The sequence below is a fragment of the Curvibacter sp. GW821-FHT09D12 genome, assembly GCF_059416245.1.
In genome coordinates this window covers 278,804-300,055 of the sequence record NZ_JBWKOU010000006.1, presented here as the reverse complement: position 1 = coordinate 300,055, position 21,252 = coordinate 278,804, and the positions used below count along the sequence as shown (strand labels likewise).

Here is a 21,252-nt window from a genome sequence, read left to right as displayed (position 1 = left end):
GGCCCTCAGGCCGCGTAAATGGGTTTGGCACCTGCCGCGGCGCGCACGCCCTGGGCAGGTTTGCTGAAGAAAGGCGAGCTGCCGCTGGCAGCCGCCAGTTGAGCAGCGCAGGCCTGCAGCTCATCGCCCAGGGCCTGCATGCGCTCGGGGGTGAAGCGCACGGTCGGGCCTGCGATGCTGAGCGTGCCCAGCGGTGGCTGGCCATGCAGGCGGATCGGGGCGGCCATCGCATTGAGGCCGGCGGTGTAGGTTTCACAGGTCAGGCTGTAGCCGCGCTGGCGCGTGGCCTGCACCTCGGCCATCACGGCCTGCAGGCTGGTGGGGGCATTGGGGCCGTATTTGCCGGGTTCACCCAGCCCTTGCTGGGCCAGCAGGGCCAGGGCTTCGTCGTCGCTCAGGCCCGACAGCCAGGCCAGGCCCGAAGACGAACAGGCCAGCAAGGCATCGCTGCCCATGTCGGGGTCATAGCGCAGGCCTTGGCGTGCCCCCTGGGCACGGGCCACCCAGGTGAGGCGGTGACCGTCGACCACGGCCAGGCGCACCAGTTCCCCCGAAATCTCGGCCAGTCGGTCCAGCAGGGGCTGGGCGATGTCGACGATGCCCGTGCTGCTGAGAAAGGACAGGCCCATGGCCACCAGCTTGGTGGTGAGCATGTAGTCACCATGGTCGCGCAACTGGCGCACATAGCCACAGCGCACCAGATCGGTCAGCAGGCGGTGCACCGCGCTGCGCGGGATGTCCAGGCGGTCGGCGATGACGGCCAGTTCCAGCCCGTCGCCATGCTGGGCCAGCAGTTCAAGAATGCCCAGGGTTCTTTCCAATACGCCACTCATTGCTCAACACTCCATGCGGGAAGGAGCCCGAGCGTACCCGAGCCACAGCCAGCGGTGGGGATGAGTGACGGGGCGTTGCGTGACAGCATGGCCCAATCATATCCATAAATTGGAATTAAATTCAATAGTTGAATTGAATTCCACTTTCAAATACGATCTGGCTTCTTTTCACCAGTCATCACCCTCACACCATGACAGACAAGCTGAGCCTTTCGCTCGACGGCGCCACCCGAGTCCACTACATCGTGGGCGACCCGATTGCCCAGGTCAAATCCCCCGCCGGGGTCAGCCTGGCCTTGCAGGCGCGTGGCCAGCACGCCCTGGTGGTGCCGGCCCATGTGCCGCCGGCCGAGCTGGCGGCGTGGACGCGTGGCGTGTCGCTGGCCCGCAATGTGGACGGCATCATCGTCACCGTGCCGCACAAGTTCGCCTGCTTCGATCTGTGCAGCGCCCATTCCGAGCGCTCGGCCTTTTTGCACACGGTCAACGTGATGCGCCGCCTGCCCGATGGCAGCTGGTATGGCGACATGTTCGACGGCCTGGGTTTTGTCAGCGCCATGCAGGACCGCGGCTGCCACCCGGCGGGAAAAAAAGCCTTGCTGGTGGGCGCCGGCGGCGCCGGCTCGGCGATCGCCCACGCGCTGGTGCTGGCGGGTGTCAGCGAACTGGCCATCCATGACGAGGACAACACCCGCCGCCAGACCCTGGTGAGCCGCCTGGCCGGCCTGGGCCGCTGCCCGGTGCAAGACGGCAGCGCCGACCCGAGCGGCTTTGACATCGTGCTCAACGCCACGCCCGTGGGCATGAAGAACGGTGACCCTTACCCCTTGGACGCCAACCGCCTGCAGGGCCAGATGTTTGTCGGCTGCGTGATCACCCAGCCGGCCGTGACCCCACTGATCGCCCATGCGCGCAGCCTGGGCTGCACGACCATGACTGGCGCGGACATGTTCGCGCGGGTGAAGGACCTCATGGTGGATTTTCTGTCCCCCGCTTAAGGCCGCTCCCTGAGCCGCCTTCGGCCCCACCGTTTTCTCTTGGATCACTGAAATGCAGTTGTTGGACAAAGACCTGAGCGGCCTCACAGCGGGCCAGACTTTTGATGTGGTGGTGGTGGGTGCAGGGGGGGCCGGGCTGTCGGCGGCGCTGTTTGCGGTCATCGAGGGGGCGCGGGTGTTGGTGGTGGAGAAGACCGGGTACGTGGGGGGTACAACGGCCCTGTCGGCGGCCACCACCTGGGTGCCGGGCACGCGCCAGGGCGCCGCGGTGAACCCGCAAGACAGCCTCAACGAGGCGGCGCGCTACCTCGACAACGCCATCGGCGACAACGCGCCGCGCGCCCTGCGTGAGGCTTTTCTGGCCCATGGACGGGCCGCGGTCGAGCAGATCGAGGCGCACTCCGAAGTGCGCTACCGCGCCTACGCCAAGCACCCCGACTACATCTCGGACCTGGGCGGCTCGACGCTGTGCGGCCGGGCGCTGGAACCCCTGCCTTTTGATGGCCGCCGCCTGGGCCCGCTGCTGAAGTTGCTGCGCCCACCCATCCCCGAGTTCACGGTGCTGGGCGGCATGATGGTGGACCGCAACGACATCAACCACCTGCTGGGCATGACCCGCTCGTGGGCTTCGCTCAAGCACTCGATCAAGATCCTGGCGCGGCACGGCCTGGACCGCCTCAGCCACCCGCGTGGCACCCGACTGGTGATGGGCAATGCCCTGATCGCGCGCCTGCTGTATTCGCTGGCGCAGCATGACTCGGTCAGCCTGGCACTGAACACCAGCGTGGCTGCCATCGGCCCCGACCAGCAGGGCCTGCGCGAACTGACACTGGAGCACCAGGGCCAGCGCCTGAACGTGCGGGTGCGCGGTGGTGTGGTGCTGGCCAGCGGGGGCTTCAACCGCCACCCCGAGTGGCGCCAGAAACTGCTGCCCGGGGCGGACGACGCCTGGTGCCCGGCCGCGCCCGGCCACACCGGCCAGGCCCAGAGCCTGGCCCAGAGCCTGGGTGCCCGGCACGGCCAAAACGGCCTGAGCCCGGCCTTCTGGGCCCCGGTGTCGCTGCGCCGCCGGCCCGACGGCAGCCAGGCCGTGTTTCCGCACTTCGTGATGGACCGGGCCAAGCCCGGCATGGTGACCGTCAACCAGGCCGGTGAGCGCTTTGTCAATGAAAGCACCTCGTACCACCTGTTTGGCTTGGCCATGCAAAAGGCCGCCCCACACGCCCCCGCCATCCCGGCCTATCTGGTGTGCGACGCCAAGGCCCTGCGCCAATACGGTCTGGGCATGGTGCGCCCGGGCGGCAAGGGGCTGGCGCCTTTCCTGGCCGAGGGCTACCTGCTGCGCGGCCAGACGCTGGCCGAACTGGCCGCCCAATTGAAGGTGCCGGCGCAGGCGCTGCAACACACGGTGGCACAAATCAACCGCTACGCCGAGACCGGCGTGGACCCCGACTTTCACCGCGGAGAAACCGCCTACCAGCAGAACATCGGCGATGCGGCGGCGGGCCATCGCAACCCCAACCTGGGGCCGCTGAGCGAGGCGCCGTTCTACGCCATCCGCCTGTACCCCGGGGACATCGGCGCCAGCACCGGCCTGGTGACCGACGCGCAGGCCCGATTGCTCGATGAGCACGACCAGGCACTGCCCGGCCTGTACGCGGTGGGCAACGACATGAACTCGATCATGGGGGGGGTGTACACCGCCCCGGGCATCACCATCGGACCTGGCCTGGTGTTTGCCTACCTGGCAGCGCAGCACGCCTGGGCGCGCGCCAGATCTGCGCTCTGAGGGTTGAAACCTTACATGGGCACCGCGAGCAAGGCCTGCTCGCTGTCGCCCAACTGGCCCAGCAACTGATCAGCGTCGAGCAGGATCAGCATCTGTTGACGGCCCTCCACGCTCAACTCACCCAGGCCCTGGATGAACGTACCGCGCCCCCCATCGGCCAGCTCAGGGGCGGGCTGGATTTGAGCCAGGGCCAGGCCCACCACATCGGTCACGCCATCCACCACAAAGCCCACGGTGCGCTGCTTGAGGTTCATCACGATGGTCACGGTAGCCACCCCGATGTCGGCCGGCAGGCCCATGCTGTGACGCAAATCCAGGATGGGGACGATCACGCCACGCAGGTTCAACACGCCGCGCACCACCTCGGTGGCACCCGCGATGCGGGTCGGCATCTCAAAGCCGCGAATCTCCTGCACACGCAGGATGTCAACGCCGTACAGCTCTTTGCCAACCTGGAAGGCCAGGTACTCACGCACCTGGGTTGCGGCCTCAGTGGGTCGGCCGGCACGGCTGGTAGAAGGCATTGAAATCGAGCGCTCCATGATTGACTCCAGAAGGCAAGCTTGTTGCCAAGTCGCCATATTTGCTTAAATTGATTTAAATGATAAGCAAAACAAATGAAAAAATCAATAGAAAACACACCCGCAGCGCGCCTCCCCTGCCCCGCAGAAAGCGAGGGGTCGCGCCGGGACAACGGCCATCCAGCCGCTCACAGGCCACAATCGGGGCCGTGGCGAGCGGCGACTGAAGCACCATCGCCCTGCCAAACAAATCAATGAAATCAATGGAGACCCCATGACCAAGACCGTGGTCTATGAAGTGAAGGTGATGTTCGGCGACTGCGATCCTGCGGGCATCGTGTTCTTTCCGAACTTTTCGAAATGGATGGATGCCTCGTCGCTGAACTTTTTCGTGAGCTGCGGCGTCCCGCCTTGGCGTGAACTGGTCAAGACCACCGGCATCATCGGCACGCCGCTGCTGGAGATCAACACCAAGTTCATGCGCCCCGCCACCTATGGCGAAACGCTGCAGATCCACACCAGTGTCGAGGAATGGCGCGACAAGACCTTTGTGCACCGCCATGTCGTGATGCGGGGCGACGACGTGCTGTGCGAGGGCCGTGAGGTGCGCGCCTTCTGCGTGCGCCTGCCCGAAAGCCCCGAAGGCCCTGAACGCATCAAGGCAGTGCCGGTGCCAGCCGACATCCTGGCGTTGTGCCGCTGAGCTGAAGGCCGGTCCGCATTCGATGCGGTAGCGTCTTCAGGCCTGTGACAGCGCCCTGCCCGAGGGGGCGACCATCACCATCGGCTGCGGCAACAAGGCCTCGGCCACCACATCCCCGATCATGTCCGCGGTGACGGCGCTCAGCGTCCAGCCCAGGTGACCGTGACCGGTGTTGTAGAACACCCCGGGAGCCCGGCCCCGGCCCACGCGCGGCAGCATGTTCGGCATCATCGGTCGCAGCCCGGCCCAAGGCACCACGCTCTGGGTGCTGACACCCGGGAAGCACTGCTGCACCCAGTCGATCAGGGGTTGGATGCGGTCGGCCCGGATGTCTTTGTTGAAGCCGTTGAATTCGGCTGTGCCCGCCACGCGGAATCGGTCCACCCCAAGGCGGCTGGTGACCAGCTTGGTGGCGTCGTCGAGCAGACTGACCTGGGGAGCGGCACGCTGGCTGGTTTCATCGCGCAGGTTGACGGTGATGGAGTAGCCCTTGACCGGATAGATGTTGATGCGGTCTCCCAGGCTGGCGGCGATCTGGCGGCTGGCGGTGCCCGCGCAGACCACGACCCCGTCAAAGCGGTGCTGCATCACGCCCGAATCATCGGCTGCCGTGATCTGGATGCCGCCACCATGTGCCTTCACGCCCTGAACATCCTGCCCGAACAGGGTGCGCACCCCGCGGCGTTCAGCCGCACGGGCCAGGCCATTGGTGAACTTGTGGATGTCACCGGTGGAATCGCTCTCGGTGTAGTAACCGCCAAAGTACTGGCCGGCCAGCGTGGGCTCGATGGCTTTCATCTCGGCGGGGGTCACGGCACGGCGCGGCAGGCCGCCGCGCGCCAGCAATTCGGACACCCGGCCCGCATGGTCAAAGCCGGCCTTGTCGCGGTAGATGTGCAGGATGCCCTGCTTCTTGAGGTCGAAGTCGATGGCCTCTTCCTGGGCCCAGCCAAACAGATGCTCGCGCGCCGCCACCGCCAGGCGGGCCGTCTCGATGGTATTGCGCTCGTAATGCGGCAGGTGGGCCATGAACTCAGCGAACCACGAGATTTTGTGCCAGCTGGGTTTGGGGTTGACGAGCAGCGGGGCATCGTTGCGCAGCATCCACTTCAGGCCCTTGAGCAGGGTGGAGGGATGGTTCCAGACCTCGGCGTTGGAGGCCGACAGCTGGCCGCCGTTGGCAAACGAAGTCTCCATGGCGGCGTAGCGGTTCTTCTCGAACAGGGTGACCGACAGGCCGCGGCGGGCCAATGCGTAGGCGGTGGTGACACCGGTGATGCCGCCGCCAATGACTGCGATGGTTTTCATGGGAAAAGCTCCAGAACTCGTCATGAGGTTGGGGCCTGCACGCGACATTGCGTGGCAGGCGCCCCCTCTGTTCTGGACCTGAGAGATTCACCCGGCCGCCGCCCTGACAGGGGGGCGGTGCGGGCTTGCTCCTTCGGTGCGCCGGACGACGAAAACGATTTCCGGCAGCTCTTCAGAGTATCTGTCGCGTGTGAACCCGGTCCTTTTGCCTGAGAGTTTCCGGGGCGGTTGCTCCTTCGGCGCTGCGCACCAGCCATCGAAGGCGGGGCAGTCTCTCCCGGGTTCACTTGGTGTCGGAGGTTTTCAACCGACAACCGGGCGCAGTGTAGAAGAACCCGGGCCACTTGGAAACAAAAAGTTTTTACCCCCATGCCAAAACCCACCAGTCGCCGACACGACAAGGGTGAGCGAATGCGTTTGCGAACATCCGGACACATTTTCAAGGGCCGACAGCCCCGAACCCTCAAAACAGCCCCAAGGAGACACAGACAATGCAACAGCCCGGCCGCATGATGGACCGCCCCCTGCTGGTTTCGGCCATCCTGGAACACGGCACCGCCCAGTTCGGCACTCAGCAGATCGTCTCGCGCGAGACCGATGGCAGCCTGCACCGCTGCACCTTCACCGACCTGGCCCGGCGCGCCCGACAACTGGCCAAGGCCTTGCAGGCACTGGGCCTGAAGACGGGCAGCACCGTGGGCTCGATCGCCTGGAACAACCACCGCCACCTGGAGGCCTACTACGCCGTCTCAGGCAGCGGCATGGTGATGCACACCTGCAACCCGCGCCTGCACCCCGAGCAACTGGCCTACATCATCAACCACGCCGACGATGAGGTGGTGCTCTTCGACACCAGCTTCGCCCCCCTGGTGCAGGCCGTGGCAACGCATTGCCCCCGCGTGCGCCACTGGGTGGCCCTGTGCGACGAGGCGGCCCTGCCCTCACTGGAGGCCGGCCCGGCCGTGCTGGCGGTGGACAGCCTGATCCAGGCCCAGGACGACCGCTTTGAGTGGCCGGAGCTGGATGAAAAGACCGGCGCCGCCCTGTGCTACACCTCGGGCACCACCGGCCACCCCAAGGGGGTGCTGTACTCTCACCGCGCCCTGTGCCTGAGCGCGTTGTCGGCCTGCCTGCCCGGCGTGCTGAGCCTGTGGGCGCAGGAGACCCTGCTGCCCGTGGTGCCGATGTTTCACATCAATGCCTGGTGCCTGCCCTATGCGGCCCTGATCTCGGGCGCCAAGCTGGTCTTGCCCGGCCCTCGTCTGGACCCGGCCAGCCTGTACGAGCTGATGGAGTCCGAACGTGTCACCGTCAGTGCCGGCGTGCCCACCATCTGGATGGGTCTGATCCATCACGTGGAGCAGCACCAGCTGCGCTTCAGCACCATGCGCCGCACTGGCGTCGGTGGCTCGGCCATGCCCAAGGCCCTGATCGCCAAGTTCAATGACGTGTATGGCGTGGACGTGCGCCACGGCTGGGGCATGACGGAGACCACGGCCATCGCCACCATGAGCCACCTGGGCCCCGACGAGATGGCCCGCCCGGCCGAAGAACGCCACGCGCTGGTGGGCAAGCAGGGCAAATCGGTGTTCGGCATCGAGATCAAGGTGGTCGACGAAAACGGCCACAACCTGCCGCGTGACGGGGTGTCGCAAGGCGAGCTGATGGTGCGCGGCCAGTGGATCGTGGAGCGTTATCACAAGGCCGAGCGCGAGGCCCTCGTTGACGGCTGGTTCCCCACCGGTGACATCGCCACCATCGACGCCCAGGGCGTGATGCAGATCCGCGACCGCACCAAGGACGTGATCAAGTCCGGCGGTGAATGGATCAGCTCGATCGATCTCGAAAACGCTGCGGTGGCCCACCCCGCCGTGGCCATGGCTGCGGTGATCGGCGTGAAGCACCCGCGCTGGGATGAGCGCCCACTGATGTTCATCGTGCGCAAGCCCGGGCAGGATCTGAGCAAGCAGCAGGTGCTCGATTTTCTGACGGAGCGGGTGGCCAAGTGGTGGCTGCCCGACGAGGTGCTGTTCGTCGACAGCCTGCCCCTGGGCGGCACGGGCAAGGTGCAGAAAAACGAGTTGCGCCACCAGCACGGCGGCGTGTTCGAAGGCCAGTGACCCACCGGCCACGGCTTCCCACAACAAAAAGCGCCTAGGCGCGCCTGGAGACTTCATGACCCTGTTCAAACCCTCAAGCCTGCGCCGCCGCACCTGGCTGGCCACCGCCCTGCTGGCCGCTGCGGCCCACGCCGGCGCCGCCGAGACCGTGCGCATCGGCTTCATCGACCTGCTCTCGGGGCCCTTTGCGCTGACCGGGCAAAGCTCGCTCAAGCAGTTGCGTGAGGTGGTACAGCAACTCAATGCCAAGGCCGGCCCGAACGACCCCAAGTTCGAGGTGGTCGACTTCGACAACAAGGGCTCGCCCCAGGAAAGCCTGAACGTGCTCAAGGCGGCCACCGACCGGGGCATCCGCTACATCACCCAGGGCGGTGGCTCAGGGGTGGCACTGGCCCTGGTCGATGCGCTCAACAAGCTGGCCGAGCGCGAGCCTGAGCGCGCCACGGTGTACCTGAACTACGCCGCCATGGACCCGCTGCTGACCAACGACAAATGCAGCTTCTGGCATTTCCGCTTCTACCCCTCGAGTGAGATGAAGATCGAGGCGCTGACCACCTACCTGCAGGGCCGCAAGGATATCAAGAAGGTGTACCTGCTGAACCAGGACTACACCCATGGCCGCCAGGTGTCCAAGGCAGCCCGGGAGTACCTGGCGCGCAAGCGGCCGGACATCCAGATCGTGGGCGACGACTTCATTCCGATCGCCCAGACGCGCGACTTTGCCTCGTACGTGGCCAAGATCGCCTCCAGCGGGGCCGACACGGTGATCACCTCGAACTGGGGCAGCGACCTGACCCTGCTGTTCAAGTCGTCACGCGACTACGGGCTCAACATCAACTACTTCACCCTGAACGCCAACAACCCGGGCACCCCGGCCCAGTTGGGCAACTGGGGTGAAGGCAAGGTAGGCGTGGTGTGGAACTGGGTGCACAACGCGCCCACGCCCGAGCTGGAGAAGATCTACGTCGACTACAAGAAGAAGTACAACGACGAATTCATCTTTGCCGCGCACTGGAACAGCATGAACATGCTGCGCGAGGCCATGCGCAAGGCCAGCTCCACCGACGCCAAGAAGGTGGCCCTGGCGCTCGAAGGCATGAGCTACAAGAGCCCCATGGGCGAGGTGAAGATGCGCAAGACCGATCACCAGCTGGAGGCCCCGCTGTACCTGGGCATCTGGGCCAAGCAAGGCAGCAAGGGCGTGAAGTACGACGCCGAGAACACCGGCTACGGCTTCCGCTCCGAGGTGGCCTGGGATTCGTACATCAGTGCCCAGCCGACCTCCTGCCAGATGAAGCGGCCCAGTTGAGCGCCGGCGCGGCGACACACATCAGGGCCGGGCGGGCGGCGCCACTGCCGCCCCTTCGATGCCGTGGCGGCGCAGGCTGTCGGCCACCCGGCCCGAGGCCTTCATCTCTTCAATGAACGCACTGAGCCAGGCCTGCGCGGCCTGCCGCCCCTTGGGCACGGCCATGGCCTGCTCGATCACCATGAAGCGGCCGGGCAGCAGCCGCAGCGCAGGGCCGCCGGTGGCGGCCAAGCGATCCCTGTCGGCCTGCAACTGCTGACGCACGCCGGCCGCCACCTCCAGCCCCTCGGCCAGGAACTGATCGACCACGGCCGGCGAGGTGGCGGACCGCACCAGTTGGGCGTGCTGCAGCGTCCGCGTCAGGTACAGGTCGTAAGCGCTGCCACGGCCCACCACCACCCGGTTGCCCGGGCGGTCCACCTCGTCCAGGCGGCTCAGCGCCGAGTCGGCCCGCACCAGGTAAGCGCCCTCGATCACCACGTACGGCGGCGTGTAATCCAGGTCAGCGCCCCGCACCGGGTCGATGGCCACGAAGGCCAGGTTGACCTGCCGGGCCCGCACCGCCTCGACCGCCCGGCCCGCCGCAGGCAACTCGACCCATTCGATGGGCAGGCCCAGGCGTCGACCCACCTCACGCGCCAGATCGACCGACACGCCCTGGGGCGCACCGGGCTCGTGGCCCCGCGACGCCAGGATCGGGTTGCCCAGGTTGATGGCCACCCGCAGACGCCCCTCGGTCGCGAGTTCAGACCGAACCGCAGCGGCGGAGACATCACCCGATCGGCTGGCGCAAGCCGCCAGCGGCCAGCTGAGTGCACAGGCCCCCAGCAGTTCACGGCGGCGAACCGAGACAGCCCCGGGCGGGGTTGGGCAGGTGATCGGGCGCATGCAGTCTCCTTGGGGGCGGGTCGCCATCGTCGTCAGCGACCAAGCCCCTGTCAACCCAGACCCGGCGCCACCCCGCCCAGCAAAAACGGAGGGCCTATGCAATACTTTGAAACACAAAACAGGAGACAGACCATGTTCAAGACATCCCGGCTTTCCACCGTGGGCGCCGCGCTGGCACTGACTTTCAGCTGCGGACTCGGCACCGCGGCGGCCCAGAACGTGAAGGAAAGCGTCAAGGTCACGCCGCTGGGCGGCATGGCGGGCGAGTTCTGCCCCCAGGACCGAGCCCTGGTATTTGAAGATCCGAATGGCACCCGCATCCTGTACGACCCGGGTCGCACAGTGGCCGGTGCCAACGACCCACGCCTGGGCAAGATCGACATCGTGCTGGTCACCCACTTGCATGGTGACCATGTGGGCAATGCCCACAACAAGGCCCCCAACGCAGGCAGCTGCGCCCAACCCGATGTGTCGGTCTCGGCCCTGCCGGCCACCAGCGCGGTGGCGATTGCCGTGGCCAAGAAGTCCAAGATCATCAGCGGCAGCGAAATGCCCGCCTTCTTTGCCGCCAAACTCAAGTCCAACGGCGGCGACCCTGGGCAATCGGTGCTGGCCCGCTTTGGCGGCAGTGTGATGGTGGGTGGGGTTCGCATCGCCACCGTGACGGCCCTGCACAGCAATGGTGTGGACCCCGACTACATCGGGGGCGATCTGGGCCGGGCCATGAAAGAAGCCGGCATTGCGGGCGATGCCGGTGCGGCCACCGGCTATGTGCTGACCTTCAGCAACGGCCTGGTCGCCTACCTGTCGGGCGACACCGGCATCCTGGCCGATCAGGAGCGCGTGGTGCGCGACCACTACCACGCCAAGCTCGCCGTGATGAACATGGGCGATGGCTTCACCACCGGGCCTGCCGAGGCCGCCTATGTGATCAACGACCTGGTCAAACCCGCCTCGGTGATCCTCTCGCACGCCAACGAGGTCGGCACCGTGGGCGGCAAGGTGCGCCCCGGCAGCAAGACCGAAGCCTTTCTGAAGGCCAGCAAGGTGCCGGCCTATGTGCCGCTGTCGGACAAGACGCTGGAGTTCGATGCCGGCGGCCTGTGCACGGCCGGCTGCTCCTGAAGCACAGGCCTGCAGGCCGACAGCCCCGGTGCATGCCGCTAACATGCCGGCATGCCATCCCCCACCCTGACACAACGCCTGCGCCCGGGGCTGCTGGCGGCCCTGCTGGCCAGCAATGCCCTCTGGGCCCACGCCTCGGATGAAGCCTTGCCGGCCACGCCCCCCGCGGGCACGCGCCCCTCTGCCATCGCACCCGCCGCCGACCTGAGCGGCAATGAACACCGGGCGGCCATCCGAGCCAACCGGATGCAACACCTGAGCGAGCGCATCAACGGTGACCCCCAGCTCACGCGCGAGCGTTGCCGCTACGAGTCCGAGATCTCAACGCCCCCCCCGCCCCAGCACGTGGCACTGACCTTTGACGACGGCCCCGAGCCCGGGCAGACCGAGCACATCCTCGAGGTGCTGGAGCGGCACCAGGTACCGGCCACCTTCTTCATGATCGGCGAAAAGGCCAAACGCCACCCCGAGTTGGTGGCTGCGGTGCAACGCTCGGGCCACCACCTGATCGGCAACCACTCCTGGAATCACCCCAACTTTCACAGCATCGCGGTCGACGTGCAGGCGCGTGAGGTGCGCGACACCGAGGCCACCCTGGGCGCCGCCCTGAACCCCAAGCTGTTCCGCTACCCCTATGGCAACTCAAGTTGCGAAACCAACGCGCTGCTCAAGACCGAGGGTTACCAGACCGTGGGCTGGCATGTCGATTCGTGCGACTGGGCTTTTGACGCCAACGGCAGCGTGGACAGCAAGGAAGCGCTGGAGTGCGGCGTGCTGCCAGCCTACCGCAAAGACTACGTGGGCCACGTGCTGTCAGCACTGCGCGCGCACCGCGGAGGCATTGTGTTGATGCATGAGATCCACCCCAACACCCTCAAGTCGCTGGAGCCCCTCATCGAGGCCTTGTTGGCCGCAGGCTACACCTTCGGCTCGCTCAAGGACGAAGGCTTTGCAAGCTCCCTGCGCTGAGGCCGGGCAGCGCTCATGGCCCCGGCTCGCGGGTCAACGCCGCCTCGAACAGGGCCATCTCCTGCGCCAGGCTGCCGCGGCTGCGAAAGTGCCGGGCGGCGCGGTTGTACCAGTTCTCGGCATCTTCCAGGTCGCCCTCTTGAAGGTGCAGCAGGCCGTGCAGCCAGGCCGCCAGCATGGAATCGTCGTGCTGGATGCGGTCATGCGCCTCGTTCCAGCGGCCGGCCTGCATGAGGCGCAAGGTTTGGCGAAGGTCGGACATGGGTACGGGCTCCTGGTGGCGGACAGACAGCAGGCAGGATAAGCGCTGGCGAGCCGCGCCGACCCCGCCCGCCAGCGCATCGCAGGCTCAGCCCAGGCTGGCCTGCAGCAGCGTGGCCAGGGGCGTGGTGGGGCGCGCGATCAAGCGGCCCAACTGGCCGCTGCCCTCGTACAAGCCGCCCTGGGCCGCACCGGCATCCGAGTTGGCCAGCAGTTCGGCAATGGGCTCCGGCAGACCGGCCTGAAGCAGCGCCCCCTTGAAGTCTGCCTCGGGCAGGTTCACATACGGGACGGTCTTGCCCGTGGCCTGACTGAGCTCGGCGGCCAATTCGCTCAGGGTGTAGGCGCTGTCGCCCGCCAGCTCATAGACCTTGCCGGCCTGATCGGCCTGAGTGAGCACGGCAGCCGCGGCGTCGGCATAGTCAGCCCGCGCGGCCGACGAGATGCGCCCGTCGCCCGCGCTGCCAATCAAGGCACCGTGCGCCAACGCAGCCGGCACACTGGCCAGGTAGTTCTCGGTGTACCAGCCATTGCGCAGCAACACATGGGGCAGGCCCGAGGCCTTCAGGGCACGCTCGGTGGCCAAGTGCTCGGCCGCCAGGCCCAGGGGCGAGGTATCGGCCCTCAGCAGGCTGGTGTAGGCCAGCAGCTTGACGCCGGCGCGCACCGCGGCATCGATCACGTTCTGATGCTGAGGCTGGCGTTGGCCCACCTCGCTCGAAGAAATCAGCAACACCTTGTCCGCGCCAGCGAAGGCGGCGTCCAGGGTGGCCGGGCGGTTGTAGTCGGCCTCGCGCACCTGCACGCCCAGGGCGGCCAGCGCGCTGGCCTTGGCTGGCTGGCGCACGGCGGCGACGATTTGCGAAGCGGGCACGCTGCGCAGCAGCGATTGAATGACGAGTTGACCCAGTTGGCCGGTGGCGCCAGTGACGACGATCATGAGATGCTTTCCTGTGCTTGAAAAAGAGATGAGCCGCTATGATTGCGACGACACTAACTTTTCGCAAGTACGCACAAAAAGGTAAGCACCATGAACAAAACACGCCCTGAGGACATCCCCCTGGCCGGCACCCTGGCCGAACGCATGGCCCGGGGCGATGTGTTCTCCGAGGCCTGCCCTTCGCGCGAGGTGCTGCGCAACGTCACCAGCCGTTGGGGGGTGTTGATTCTGGTGGCTCTGCGGGGCGGCACGCACCGCTTCAGCGACCTGCGCCGCAAGATCAAGGGCATCAGTGAAAAGATGTTGGCTCAGACCCTGCAGACGCTGGAGCAGGATGGCTTTGTGCTGCGGGTGGCCCACCCGGTGATTCCGCCCCATGTGGAGTACTCACTGACGCCAGTGGGGCAGCAGGTCAGCCAGCGGGTGGAAGACCTGGCCAACTGGATCGAGCAGAGCCTGCCCGTGATCCTCAATGCGCGCGAATCGGCGCAAGCCAAAAGCCCCTGAGGCTCTGAGGCCCTGAATCTGGGGGTGCCGGCCTGCGTGTTGACCGAGCACAAAGCAAAACGCCCACTGATCAGTGGGCGTTTGCTACAAGCCGCAAGGGCTTGGGTATTGGTTGCGCGGGCAGGATTTGAACTTGCGACCTTTGGGTTATGAGCCCAACGAGCTACCAGGCTGCTCCACCGCGCAGACGAATCATAACAGTGTTCGGAATATGAAATTCCGTTGATAGAAAAATAAGTTTTAAAAACTGCCAGCCCCCCCGCCGGTGCTTTGCCAGGCTGAGACACAGGCGAGCGCCAAAGCGATGACAATCGCACCGTGCTCGGCAGCTTCCATCGCCCGGCCCTCCTGCAACCCACCCCCTGGAACCGCATGATCACCGTCCACCACCTCGAAACCTCGCGTTCGCAGCGCGTGGTCTGGCTGCTCGAAGAACTGGGCCTGCCCTACCAGATCAAGACTTACAAGCGCGACCCCAAGACCCGCCTGGCGCCGCCCGAACTCAAGGCGATCCACCCGCTGGGCAAATCGCCGGTGATCACCGATGGATCCATCACGGTGGCCGAGTCCGGGGCCATCCTGGAGTACCTGGCCGAGCAATATGGCCAGAGCCTGAGCGGTGAACTGGCCGGCCTGGAGCCCGCCCGCGGTACCGAGGAGCATCGGCAATGCCGCTTCTGGATGCACTACGCCGAAGGCTCGTTGATGAACTGGCTGGTGATGAAGCTGGTGTTCATGACCATCCCGACCCAGCCCATGCCCTTCTTCGTGCGCCCCATCGCCCGCCAGCTCTGCGCCAAGGTGCAGGCCGCACTGATCAACCCCAATGTGGACACGGCCATGGCCTTCATGGACAGCCACCTGGCCACCCACACCTGGTTTGCCGGGCCGGTACTGACACTGGCCGACTTTCAGATGAGCTTTGCGGTGGAGGCCGCCCTGTCCCGCGCCGGCAAGGCCGACCGCTATCCGCACTTGGCGGCCTTCTGCCAGCGCATGAACGCGCGCCCAGCCTACCAGCGCGCCATCGCCCAAGGCGGGCCGGTGGTGATGTGATGGCCATGAAGCCCGCATCGCTGGCCGGCCTGGCCCTGGTACTGGGGTGCTGCCTGGCCGATGCCCAGACCAACGCCCCGCCCGGCAGCCAGGCCGCGCTGGAGGCCGAGGCCCTGAAAAACTGCGAGGCCAACCAGATGAGCTTGAACCTGTGCTCTTTTCACCGCTACAAAAAGGGGGATGCCGAGTTGAACCGGCTGTACCAGGCGCACCTGGCCCGCATGTCGTCCAAGGTGGATGCGCAGCGCTACCGCGAGGCCCAGCGCGCCTGGCTGAAGTACGCCGAGGCCGATTGCCTGTACCGCAACGGGCCGCGTGAAGAATCGGGCACGATCTGGCCTCTGCTGCAAAACACCTGCCTGAGCGAGCACACCGAGGCGCGGCTGCGCATCCTGCGACAACAATTCAACTGCACCCAGGACGGTTGCCCAGGCAACTGAGGCACCCAGCCGCAGCCTTTCAGCCGCGGCTATGGCCCAGTAGATCGCCAGCGCTGGTGAACCCTTTGGAGGCCCGAGTCCACCACTGCGAAAACGAGGTACAGGGCCGCTCCACCAGCGGGAACAGCCTGGGCGCCGGCAGGCAAGTTGCCCATCGGCTCAGCCAAGACTGCAAGTGCGGCTCGGCCACGCAGCGCACCTTGCGCGCGGCGGCAAGGGCGCAGCCCACCGCCTCGGCATCGCCCCACCATGACAGACTGGTCAGCTCGGCCAGCCGTGTTCCGACAAAGCGCCAGCGCGCCTCGCTCCAGGGCCAGGCTTGGTGAAAATCCGCCAGCCACAGGCCGATCACCACCGTGCCGGCCGGCAGATCCGCAGGCAAAGCCCCCAGCTGCCAGGGGTGCACCAGCCAGACCTCCCGGCCCGCCACATCCGCAGCCTGGGGCGAGTGGGTCCGCAGCCCCTCGGGGGGCTGGCTGTGCAATGCGGGCTCATTCAGCGCAGGCGCCAGCGCAGCCCCTGGTGACACAGCGCCAGGGCTGCGCGCCATCATGTCCAGCGCTTCGTAGCGGGTGTCGATCACGCTGCCCTCGCTGTGCCAGGACGCGGGCGCAAAGCGCGCCACATTCTCGGCATTGAACACATAGGGCTTGCTGCTGCCCGTGCCCGCCACCCATTGCCAACTCAGGTGGTTGCTCGCCAGATCGCCGTCCAGCAAGTGGCCATACAGCCAATCAGCCCCCGCACGCCAATGCACCTTGCGCACATGCACCACATAGCTCGCCAGCCACATGCGGGCGTGGTTGTGCAGGTAGCCCGTGGCGTACAAGGCCCGCACGGCCTGATCGACCGCCGGCACACCCGTGCAGCCCAGCCGGACGTCAGGCGGCAGCTGCGGCGCATACGCCTCGTCCGGCAAGGGGCCGGGATGCAAAGACTGAAAAATACCGTCCCCCAGCCGCCCCCAGACATGGCGAGCAAATTCGCGCCAGCCCAGTTCGTAGACCCACTTGTGCTGCACCTCGATCGGGTGGCGCTCGTGCACGCCAGCCAACACCTGCGGCAGGCTCAGCAAACCATGGGTGATGTAGGGTGACAGCCCGCTGACGGCCCCCTCCAGCGAATTGCGGGTGCGCGCATAGGCGACAGGGTCCAGCGCGGCCAGGCGGGCCTGGGCCTCAGCCTGCGTGGGCGGGGCTTGGGTTTTGCTGACAAGCCAACCCGGGGCGAGAGGCCTGGCCTGCGGCCCATCGTCCGGGCCTTCAGTCTGATGCCATCGACTCATGAAGTGTCTTGGGAGAGGGCGTGGCCAAGCCACGGGCAGGTTCAACGATAAGCGTCAGGGTGGAGCGTGGCCATGGCACGGAAAGCCGGGCGCGCAAACAGATAGCCCTGCATCAATTCAATGCCCTGATCCAACAGAAAATCTCGCTCAGAGGGAGTCTCCACCCCCTCGGCGATGAGGGTGATGGCCATCTCGCGGCTCAGCCTCACCAGGCTTCGGACAATCGCCTGCCGCGCCGGGTTCAGATCGACACCGCGAATCAAATCCATGTCGATCTTGACCAGATCAGGCTGAAAGTCTGACAGCAGCTTGAGCCCGGCGTAGCCTGCCCCGAAGTCATCAATGGCTGTCTTGAAGCCACAACGCTTGTATTCACGAAGAATGCTGGCAAACCACGGCCCATCCTCGATCCGTTCGCCCTCGGTCACCTCAAAGATGATGTGGTCCAACGGAAAACCATGCACCCGGGCCGCTTCCAGCGTGGTGCGGATGCAGACTTCGGGTTGGTAGATGGCGTTCGGTAGAAAGTTGATGGAAATCGGCTCTTGAATCCCAAGCGCCTTCGCCCCCTTGATGGCCTTCACGCGGCAGGCCTGGTCAAAGCTGTAGCGATTCACATCATTGACCTGCGCCAGAACGCTTGCCGCCCCCTCACCATTCGGCCCGCGCACCAAGGCTTCATGCGCGAACACCGCCTTGCGCGCCAGATCCACGATGGGCTGATACGCATAATCGAAGGCAAACCCCACACGCTCGCCACGACCGCAATCGATGCAATCTTGAGCACTGCCCACCAAAGGGATGAACGTGTCCGGGAAGGATCTGTTCCCTGCGTTGGAAAGAGAGGACTCTGTCGACATGATGTGAATGGCGGGGCAGCCATGGCCTCGGAAATGGAAGCGCCACCCGAACGTCCCGCCCCCAGGTTCTACCACGTTCCAATTCGATGGACAGCCGGAGATTCATGGTGGCCCGAGCCGAACTCACGCCAGCTTTTGCATGCAAACCCAGCCTTCAGCCAGTGATGTTGCCACTGGGCTGCCACAAGGCCTCAGGATCAGTCACTCAGCACGCGGGCCCGCGTCACCAGTTCGGAAAACAAGGCCTCCAAAGCCGTGGCTCTCAGGGCAAAGGGATCAAAGCCCACCGCCGGCGAATAAGAAAACAACAGCGACAGGTTGTCTGCAACAGCGGGCACCAGCCCCATGCTCCACCCGCCAAAGAGACGGCGGTCGATTTCCGAAAAAGCCAGAATGCAGGGCTGCTGATGCCGTGAGTCCAGCGCAATCCGGTGATAAAGCGCATTCACAGAGGCGACGCTGCCTTCAAGGCACTGTAAAAACACACCGTCCACCAGCAGCAGGGCACCGGTCACGCCAACTTTGGCATTGTTGCGTTGGGACGTCCGGATGATGTCTTTGACATCTGCCGGGCCGAGCACTCCCTTGGTGCGACTGGCATAGGTCAGGCGGATGAGCATTTGGCGATGTTCCTCATGGCGGGTGCCCCAGTCTAGGCACTTGCATGAAACCCGACGCCTGAAAGGCTATTCACCGCCACACCCCCCCTGCCCCCCTCTGGACTCCATGGGGTGGCTTCGCCTTCCTTCAGGCACGCCAACAACGCAGAAGCCCAAAGGGCCCGGCATCGAGACAAGGGTGGGACGGGAAGGTGCGCGACGGCACCGCCGCCGGCGTTGGCCGGAATTTCATTTTTTGCACCGACAAAGAAAAACGGCCTGCGCTAGCTTTTCAGTAGCCGAGAGAGGGATCCAAATCATCTCCTGTTCACCCAATAAACCAGATGTTTCTTTGATAGAAAAAATCAAAGAACCAACAAAAATACCATCACTTAAATTTGTCGTTCTCTTGCAACGCTTTGGAGCGGTGACTGCATGCCACTCGACAGTGGAATGGCTGCTCTGCGGTTGCGGTCGTTCGGCACCAAGTGTTTGACTGGCATTTTCGGTTACTTTGCCGGCATTCGCTTGCAGTACGGCGTATCGGACGCTGCCACACGGATGGAGACAAAATGGTCTGCCAAACAGGTCGTGACGTCCGTCAGAGCCATGGCCTGGCCTGCCCGGCACAGTTCGCGGAGCCGATTGAACAGAGGTTTGAACCCTGGGCTCCGCTGAGCATTGGGTCGGGGGGGCTGTGACGGAATCCATCACCGGCCAGATCCGCTTGCCAACTTTCGCTGGTTGTTTGCACAAACCTGCAAGCTAGTCCCCATGGACAAGACTTTTGAACAAAGGCTGCATAAGCTGTCGCTATGGTCAAAATCTCCACGCAACAGTTGAACGCGGCACTCGCCGACGCGTCGGTGCAGGTGAACCTCTTGCGAGCACGCCTTGCTGCTCAGCTTGAACGTCTTGCCCTAGGCGATGGAGTCTTCGAAACCGCGATTCCGAAACTTCGGATTGGCCGGGTTTCGACTGTGCAGCAGCCCGTGCATACAGTGTACGAACCGGCGCTGTGCGTGATTGCGCAGGGCAGGAAACGTGTCCTGTTGGGCGAGGAGGTCTACATCTACGACCCCAGTCAGTACCTGGTTTTCGCCCAGAACCTGCCCGTGACTGGTCATGTTCATGATGCGACCCCGGAAGCGCCGCATCTGGCCATCCGGCTTGACTTCGACATCAAGGAAATCGCTGAGCTGGCCATTGAGTTTCAGGTCGGTGGCAAGCCGCCTGGCCGGGTGCCACAGCGGGGCATTTACACCGGTGAGCTGTCTGAAGAGCTGTTGGACCCGCTGATTCGGCTGATACGGCTGCTTGAGCAGCCCGATGACATCCCGGCATTGGCGCCATTGATCGTCCGAGAAATCCTCTACCGCTTGCTCAAGTCACCGGATGGATGGCGCCTTGTGCAACTGGCCATGATCGACAGCAATAGCCAGCGTGTGGCGCAGGTCATCAAGAGCCTGCGCAAGCGCTACCAGGAACCGCTGCGCATGGACGAACTGGCCAAAGAGGTTCATATGAGCACCTCGGCTCTGCACCATCAATTCAAGTCCATCACAGCAATGAGCCCGCTGCAATACCAGAAGCAACTGCGACTTCAAGAGGCCCGCCGCATCTTGCTAGCCGAGCACATCGATGCCGCCACGGCTGGGCACAGGGTGGGCTACGACAGCCAGTCGCAGTTCAGCCGAGAGTACAGCCGCTTTTTCGGTGAGCCCCCAGCACGTGACATCAAACGACTACGAGGGGCTCAGCTTAGGTAGGCCACCAGCTAAGTCAGCAATCGGAAGGCTGACTTTCCATACCGCCGAAGCACGGAACGGCTCCGCCAGATGGAGGGCCAGGGACGTGCTCACCCATAGGACCCATTTTTACCCAGTACACCAAGGAAAATTTCCATGAAAAAAGATGTAGTCGTCATCATTGGCGCTGGCGGAATCGGTATTGCGATTGCGCGCCGCCAAGGCGTTGGCAAGACCGTTCTGCTGGCAGATTTCAACGACCAAACGCTGCAGGCTGCCGCCGCCGAACTGCGCGGAGCTAGCTACACCGTCGAGACGCATCGTGTCGACGTCGCGGACCGTGCATCTGTTGCGCAGCTTGCTGACTTCGCTGCTGGTCTGGGCAATATCGTCCAGCTGGCGAACACGGCAGGTGTCTCGCCCAATATGGCGCCGGTCGAACGGATTCTCGCGGTTGACCTTTATGGTTCGGCAGTGGTCTTCGAGGAATTCGAGCGGGTCATCGCCTCCGGCGGCGCAGGGCTGCTCATCTCGAGCATGGCGGGCCACATGATGCCGGCACTGACGCCAGAGCAGGACAAGGCTCTGGCATATACGCCAGCTGAGGAACTTCTGAAGCTGCCCATGCTTCAACCCGAGCAGATTCCGAACACGCTGGTGGCATACATGCTTTCAAAGCGCGCAAACATCCTGCGAGCTCAGGCTGCAGCCATGAGCTGGGGTGCTCGTGGCGCGCGCGTCAATACGGTTAGTCCAGGGATCATCGTCACACCGCTGGCACGACACGAGCTGGAGTCCGAGATCGGACACGTTTACCAAGCCATGGTCGAAGCTTCGGCTGTCAAGCGCATGGCGCCTCCAGACGAAATCGCGACTGCCGCTGCCTTCCTTCTCGGCCCTGATGCTGGCTTTGTCACTGGCAGCGATCTCTTGATTGACGGTGGTGTCATCGCCGCCATGCGCGCCGGAAAGCTGCCCACTCCGGGCTGAAGA

At 64.8% G+C, this 21,252-nt stretch carries 21 protein-coding genes, 1 tRNA gene and 2 riboswitches; of the genes, 12 read left to right on the top strand and 10 right to left on the bottom strand.

What is annotated here, in order from left to right:
- Positions 1-5: 5 nt before the first annotated feature.
- Positions 6-833, bottom strand: a complete 828-nt coding sequence (locus AC07PT_RS12650) for an IclR family transcriptional regulator (protein ID WP_492348382.1) — start codon at positions 831-833, stop codon at positions 6-8.
- A gap of 191 nt (positions 834-1,024) precedes the next feature.
- Between AC07PT_RS12650 and AC07PT_RS12645 the strand changes: the two genes are divergently transcribed.
- Both AC07PT_RS12645 and AC07PT_RS12640 read left to right on the top strand, forming a co-directional pair.
- Positions 1,025-1,831 carry a shikimate dehydrogenase family protein gene (locus AC07PT_RS12645; protein WP_494656857.1) on the top strand — a complete coding sequence of 269 codons (807 nt, stop codon included), beginning with the start codon at positions 1,025-1,027 and terminating at the stop codon, positions 1,829-1,831.
- A 52-nt stretch (positions 1,832-1,883) separates the two neighbouring features.
- On the top strand, positions 1,884-3,620 hold the full coding sequence (locus AC07PT_RS12640) for an FAD-dependent oxidoreductase (protein WP_494656856.1): 1,737 nt from the start codon (positions 1,884-1,886) through the stop codon (positions 3,618-3,620).
- 11 nt (positions 3,621-3,631) lie between these two features.
- Here the strand turns inward: AC07PT_RS12640 and AC07PT_RS12635 are convergent, their stop codons facing one another.
- The gene (locus AC07PT_RS12635) at positions 3,632-4,162 is read right to left on the bottom strand and encodes a chemotaxis protein CheW (RefSeq protein WP_494656855.1); all 531 of its coding nucleotides are present in this window, start codon (positions 4,160-4,162) and stop codon (positions 3,632-3,634) included.
- Positions 4,163-4,415: 253 nt separating this feature from the next.
- On the opposite strand from AC07PT_RS12635, the gene AC07PT_RS12630 reads away from it, so the two are divergent.
- The gene (locus AC07PT_RS12630) at positions 4,416-4,844 is read left to right on the top strand and encodes an acyl-CoA thioesterase (protein ID WP_492348378.1); all 429 of its coding nucleotides are present in this window, start codon (positions 4,416-4,418) and stop codon (positions 4,842-4,844) included.
- Between the two features lie 36 nt (positions 4,845-4,880).
- On the opposite strand, the gene AC07PT_RS12625 is transcribed toward AC07PT_RS12630, so the two are convergent.
- Complete coding sequence (locus AC07PT_RS12625) at positions 4,881-6,152, bottom strand: D-amino acid dehydrogenase (protein ID WP_494656854.1); 1,272 nt, start codon at positions 6,150-6,152, stop codon at positions 4,881-4,883.
- A 57-nt stretch (positions 6,153-6,209) separates the two neighbouring features.
- A riboswitch (glycine riboswitch) is annotated at positions 6,210-6,338 on the bottom strand.
- 1 nt (position 6,339) lies between these two features.
- Positions 6,340-6,442, bottom strand: a riboswitch (glycine riboswitch).
- A 201-nt stretch (positions 6,443-6,643) separates the two neighbouring features.
- Between AC07PT_RS12625 and AC07PT_RS12620 the strand changes: the two genes are divergently transcribed.
- Together AC07PT_RS12620 and AC07PT_RS12615 are read left to right on the top strand one after the other, a co-directional pair.
- A complete protein-coding gene (locus tag AC07PT_RS12620; RefSeq protein WP_494656853.1) occupies positions 6,644-8,272 on the top strand; it encodes a long-chain-fatty-acid--CoA ligase in 1,629 nt (542 codons plus the stop codon).
- Between the two features lie 55 nt (positions 8,273-8,327).
- Positions 8,328-9,581, top strand: a complete 1,254-nt coding sequence (locus AC07PT_RS12615) for a branched-chain amino acid ABC transporter substrate-binding protein (protein ID WP_494656852.1) — start codon at positions 8,328-8,330, stop codon at positions 9,579-9,581.
- Positions 9,582-9,602: 21 nt separating this feature from the next.
- On the opposite strand, the gene AC07PT_RS12610 is transcribed toward AC07PT_RS12615, so the two are convergent.
- The gene (locus AC07PT_RS12610; protein ID WP_494656851.1) at positions 9,603-10,469 is read right to left on the bottom strand and encodes a transporter substrate-binding domain-containing protein; all 867 of its coding nucleotides are present in this window, start codon (positions 10,467-10,469) and stop codon (positions 9,603-9,605) included.
- Between the two features lie 132 nt (positions 10,470-10,601).
- Here AC07PT_RS12610 and AC07PT_RS12605 point away from each other — a divergent pair, with 132 nt between their 5' ends.
- Both AC07PT_RS12605 and AC07PT_RS12600 read left to right on the top strand, forming a co-directional pair.
- Positions 10,602-11,594: an MBL fold metallo-hydrolase gene (locus tag AC07PT_RS12605; RefSeq protein ID WP_494656850.1), complete on the top strand. Its 993-nt coding sequence runs from the start codon at positions 10,602-10,604 to the stop codon at positions 11,592-11,594.
- Positions 11,595-11,645: 51 nt separating this feature from the next.
- The gene (locus AC07PT_RS12600) at positions 11,646-12,563 is read left to right on the top strand and encodes a polysaccharide deacetylase family protein (RefSeq protein ID WP_494656849.1); all 918 of its coding nucleotides are present in this window, start codon (positions 11,646-11,648) and stop codon (positions 12,561-12,563) included.
- Between the two features lie 13 nt (positions 12,564-12,576).
- On the opposite strand, the gene AC07PT_RS12595 is transcribed toward AC07PT_RS12600, so the two are convergent.
- Positions 12,577-12,825, bottom strand: coding sequence for a hypothetical protein (locus AC07PT_RS12595; protein ID WP_494656848.1), 249 nt, complete (start codon positions 12,823-12,825; stop codon positions 12,577-12,579).
- 87 nt (positions 12,826-12,912) lie between these two features.
- The gene (locus AC07PT_RS12590) at positions 12,913-13,764 is read right to left on the bottom strand and encodes an SDR family oxidoreductase (RefSeq protein ID WP_494656847.1); all 852 of its coding nucleotides are present in this window, start codon (positions 13,762-13,764) and stop codon (positions 12,913-12,915) included.
- A gap of 90 nt (positions 13,765-13,854) precedes the next feature.
- Between AC07PT_RS12590 and AC07PT_RS12585 the strand changes: the two genes are divergently transcribed.
- Positions 13,855-14,271 carry a winged helix-turn-helix transcriptional regulator gene (locus AC07PT_RS12585; protein ID WP_494656846.1) on the top strand — a complete coding sequence of 139 codons (417 nt, stop codon included), beginning with the start codon at positions 13,855-13,857 and terminating at the stop codon, positions 14,269-14,271.
- A 109-nt stretch (positions 14,272-14,380) separates the two neighbouring features.
- On the opposite strand, the gene AC07PT_RS12580 is transcribed toward AC07PT_RS12585, so the two are convergent.
- Positions 14,381-14,457: transfer RNA gene (locus AC07PT_RS12580), tRNA-Met, on the bottom strand.
- Between the two features lie 186 nt (positions 14,458-14,643).
- Here AC07PT_RS12580 and AC07PT_RS12575 point away from each other — a divergent pair.
- On the top strand, positions 14,644-15,327 hold the full coding sequence (locus tag AC07PT_RS12575; protein ID WP_494656845.1) for a glutathione S-transferase family protein: 684 nt from the start codon (positions 14,644-14,646) through the stop codon (positions 15,325-15,327).
- Positions 15,328-15,332: 5 nt separating this feature from the next.
- Complete coding sequence (locus tag AC07PT_RS12570; RefSeq protein ID WP_492348367.1) at positions 15,333-15,767, top strand: lysozyme inhibitor LprI family protein; 435 nt, start codon at positions 15,333-15,335, stop codon at positions 15,765-15,767.
- 19 nt (positions 15,768-15,786) lie between these two features.
- Here AC07PT_RS12570 and AC07PT_RS12565 read toward each other — a convergent pair whose 3' ends face one another.
- From AC07PT_RS12565 to AC07PT_RS12555, 3 genes are all read right to left on the bottom strand, one after another.
- Positions 15,787-17,052: an FAD-binding domain-containing protein gene (locus AC07PT_RS12565; protein WP_494656844.1), complete on the bottom strand. Its 1,266-nt coding sequence runs from the start codon at positions 17,050-17,052 to the stop codon at positions 15,787-15,789.
- 41 nt (positions 17,053-17,093) lie between these two features.
- A complete protein-coding gene (locus AC07PT_RS12560; protein WP_494656843.1) occupies positions 17,094-17,912 on the bottom strand; it encodes an EAL domain-containing protein in 819 nt (272 codons plus the stop codon).
- Between the two features lie 197 nt (positions 17,913-18,109).
- On the bottom strand, positions 18,110-18,532 hold the full coding sequence (locus AC07PT_RS12555) for a BLUF domain-containing protein (RefSeq protein ID WP_494656842.1): 423 nt from the start codon (positions 18,530-18,532) through the stop codon (positions 18,110-18,112).
- Between the two features lie 794 nt (positions 18,533-19,326).
- Here AC07PT_RS12555 and AC07PT_RS12550 point away from each other — a divergent pair.
- Together AC07PT_RS12550 and AC07PT_RS12545 are read left to right on the top strand one after the other, a co-directional pair.
- Positions 19,327-20,280 carry an AraC family transcriptional regulator gene (locus AC07PT_RS12550; protein ID WP_494656841.1) on the top strand — a complete coding sequence of 318 codons (954 nt, stop codon included), beginning with the start codon at positions 19,327-19,329 and terminating at the stop codon, positions 20,278-20,280.
- Between the two features lie 135 nt (positions 20,281-20,415).
- On the top strand, positions 20,416-21,249 hold the full coding sequence (locus tag AC07PT_RS12545) for an SDR family oxidoreductase (RefSeq protein ID WP_494656840.1): 834 nt from the start codon (positions 20,416-20,418) through the stop codon (positions 21,247-21,249).
- Positions 21,250-21,252 lie beyond the last annotated feature (3 nt).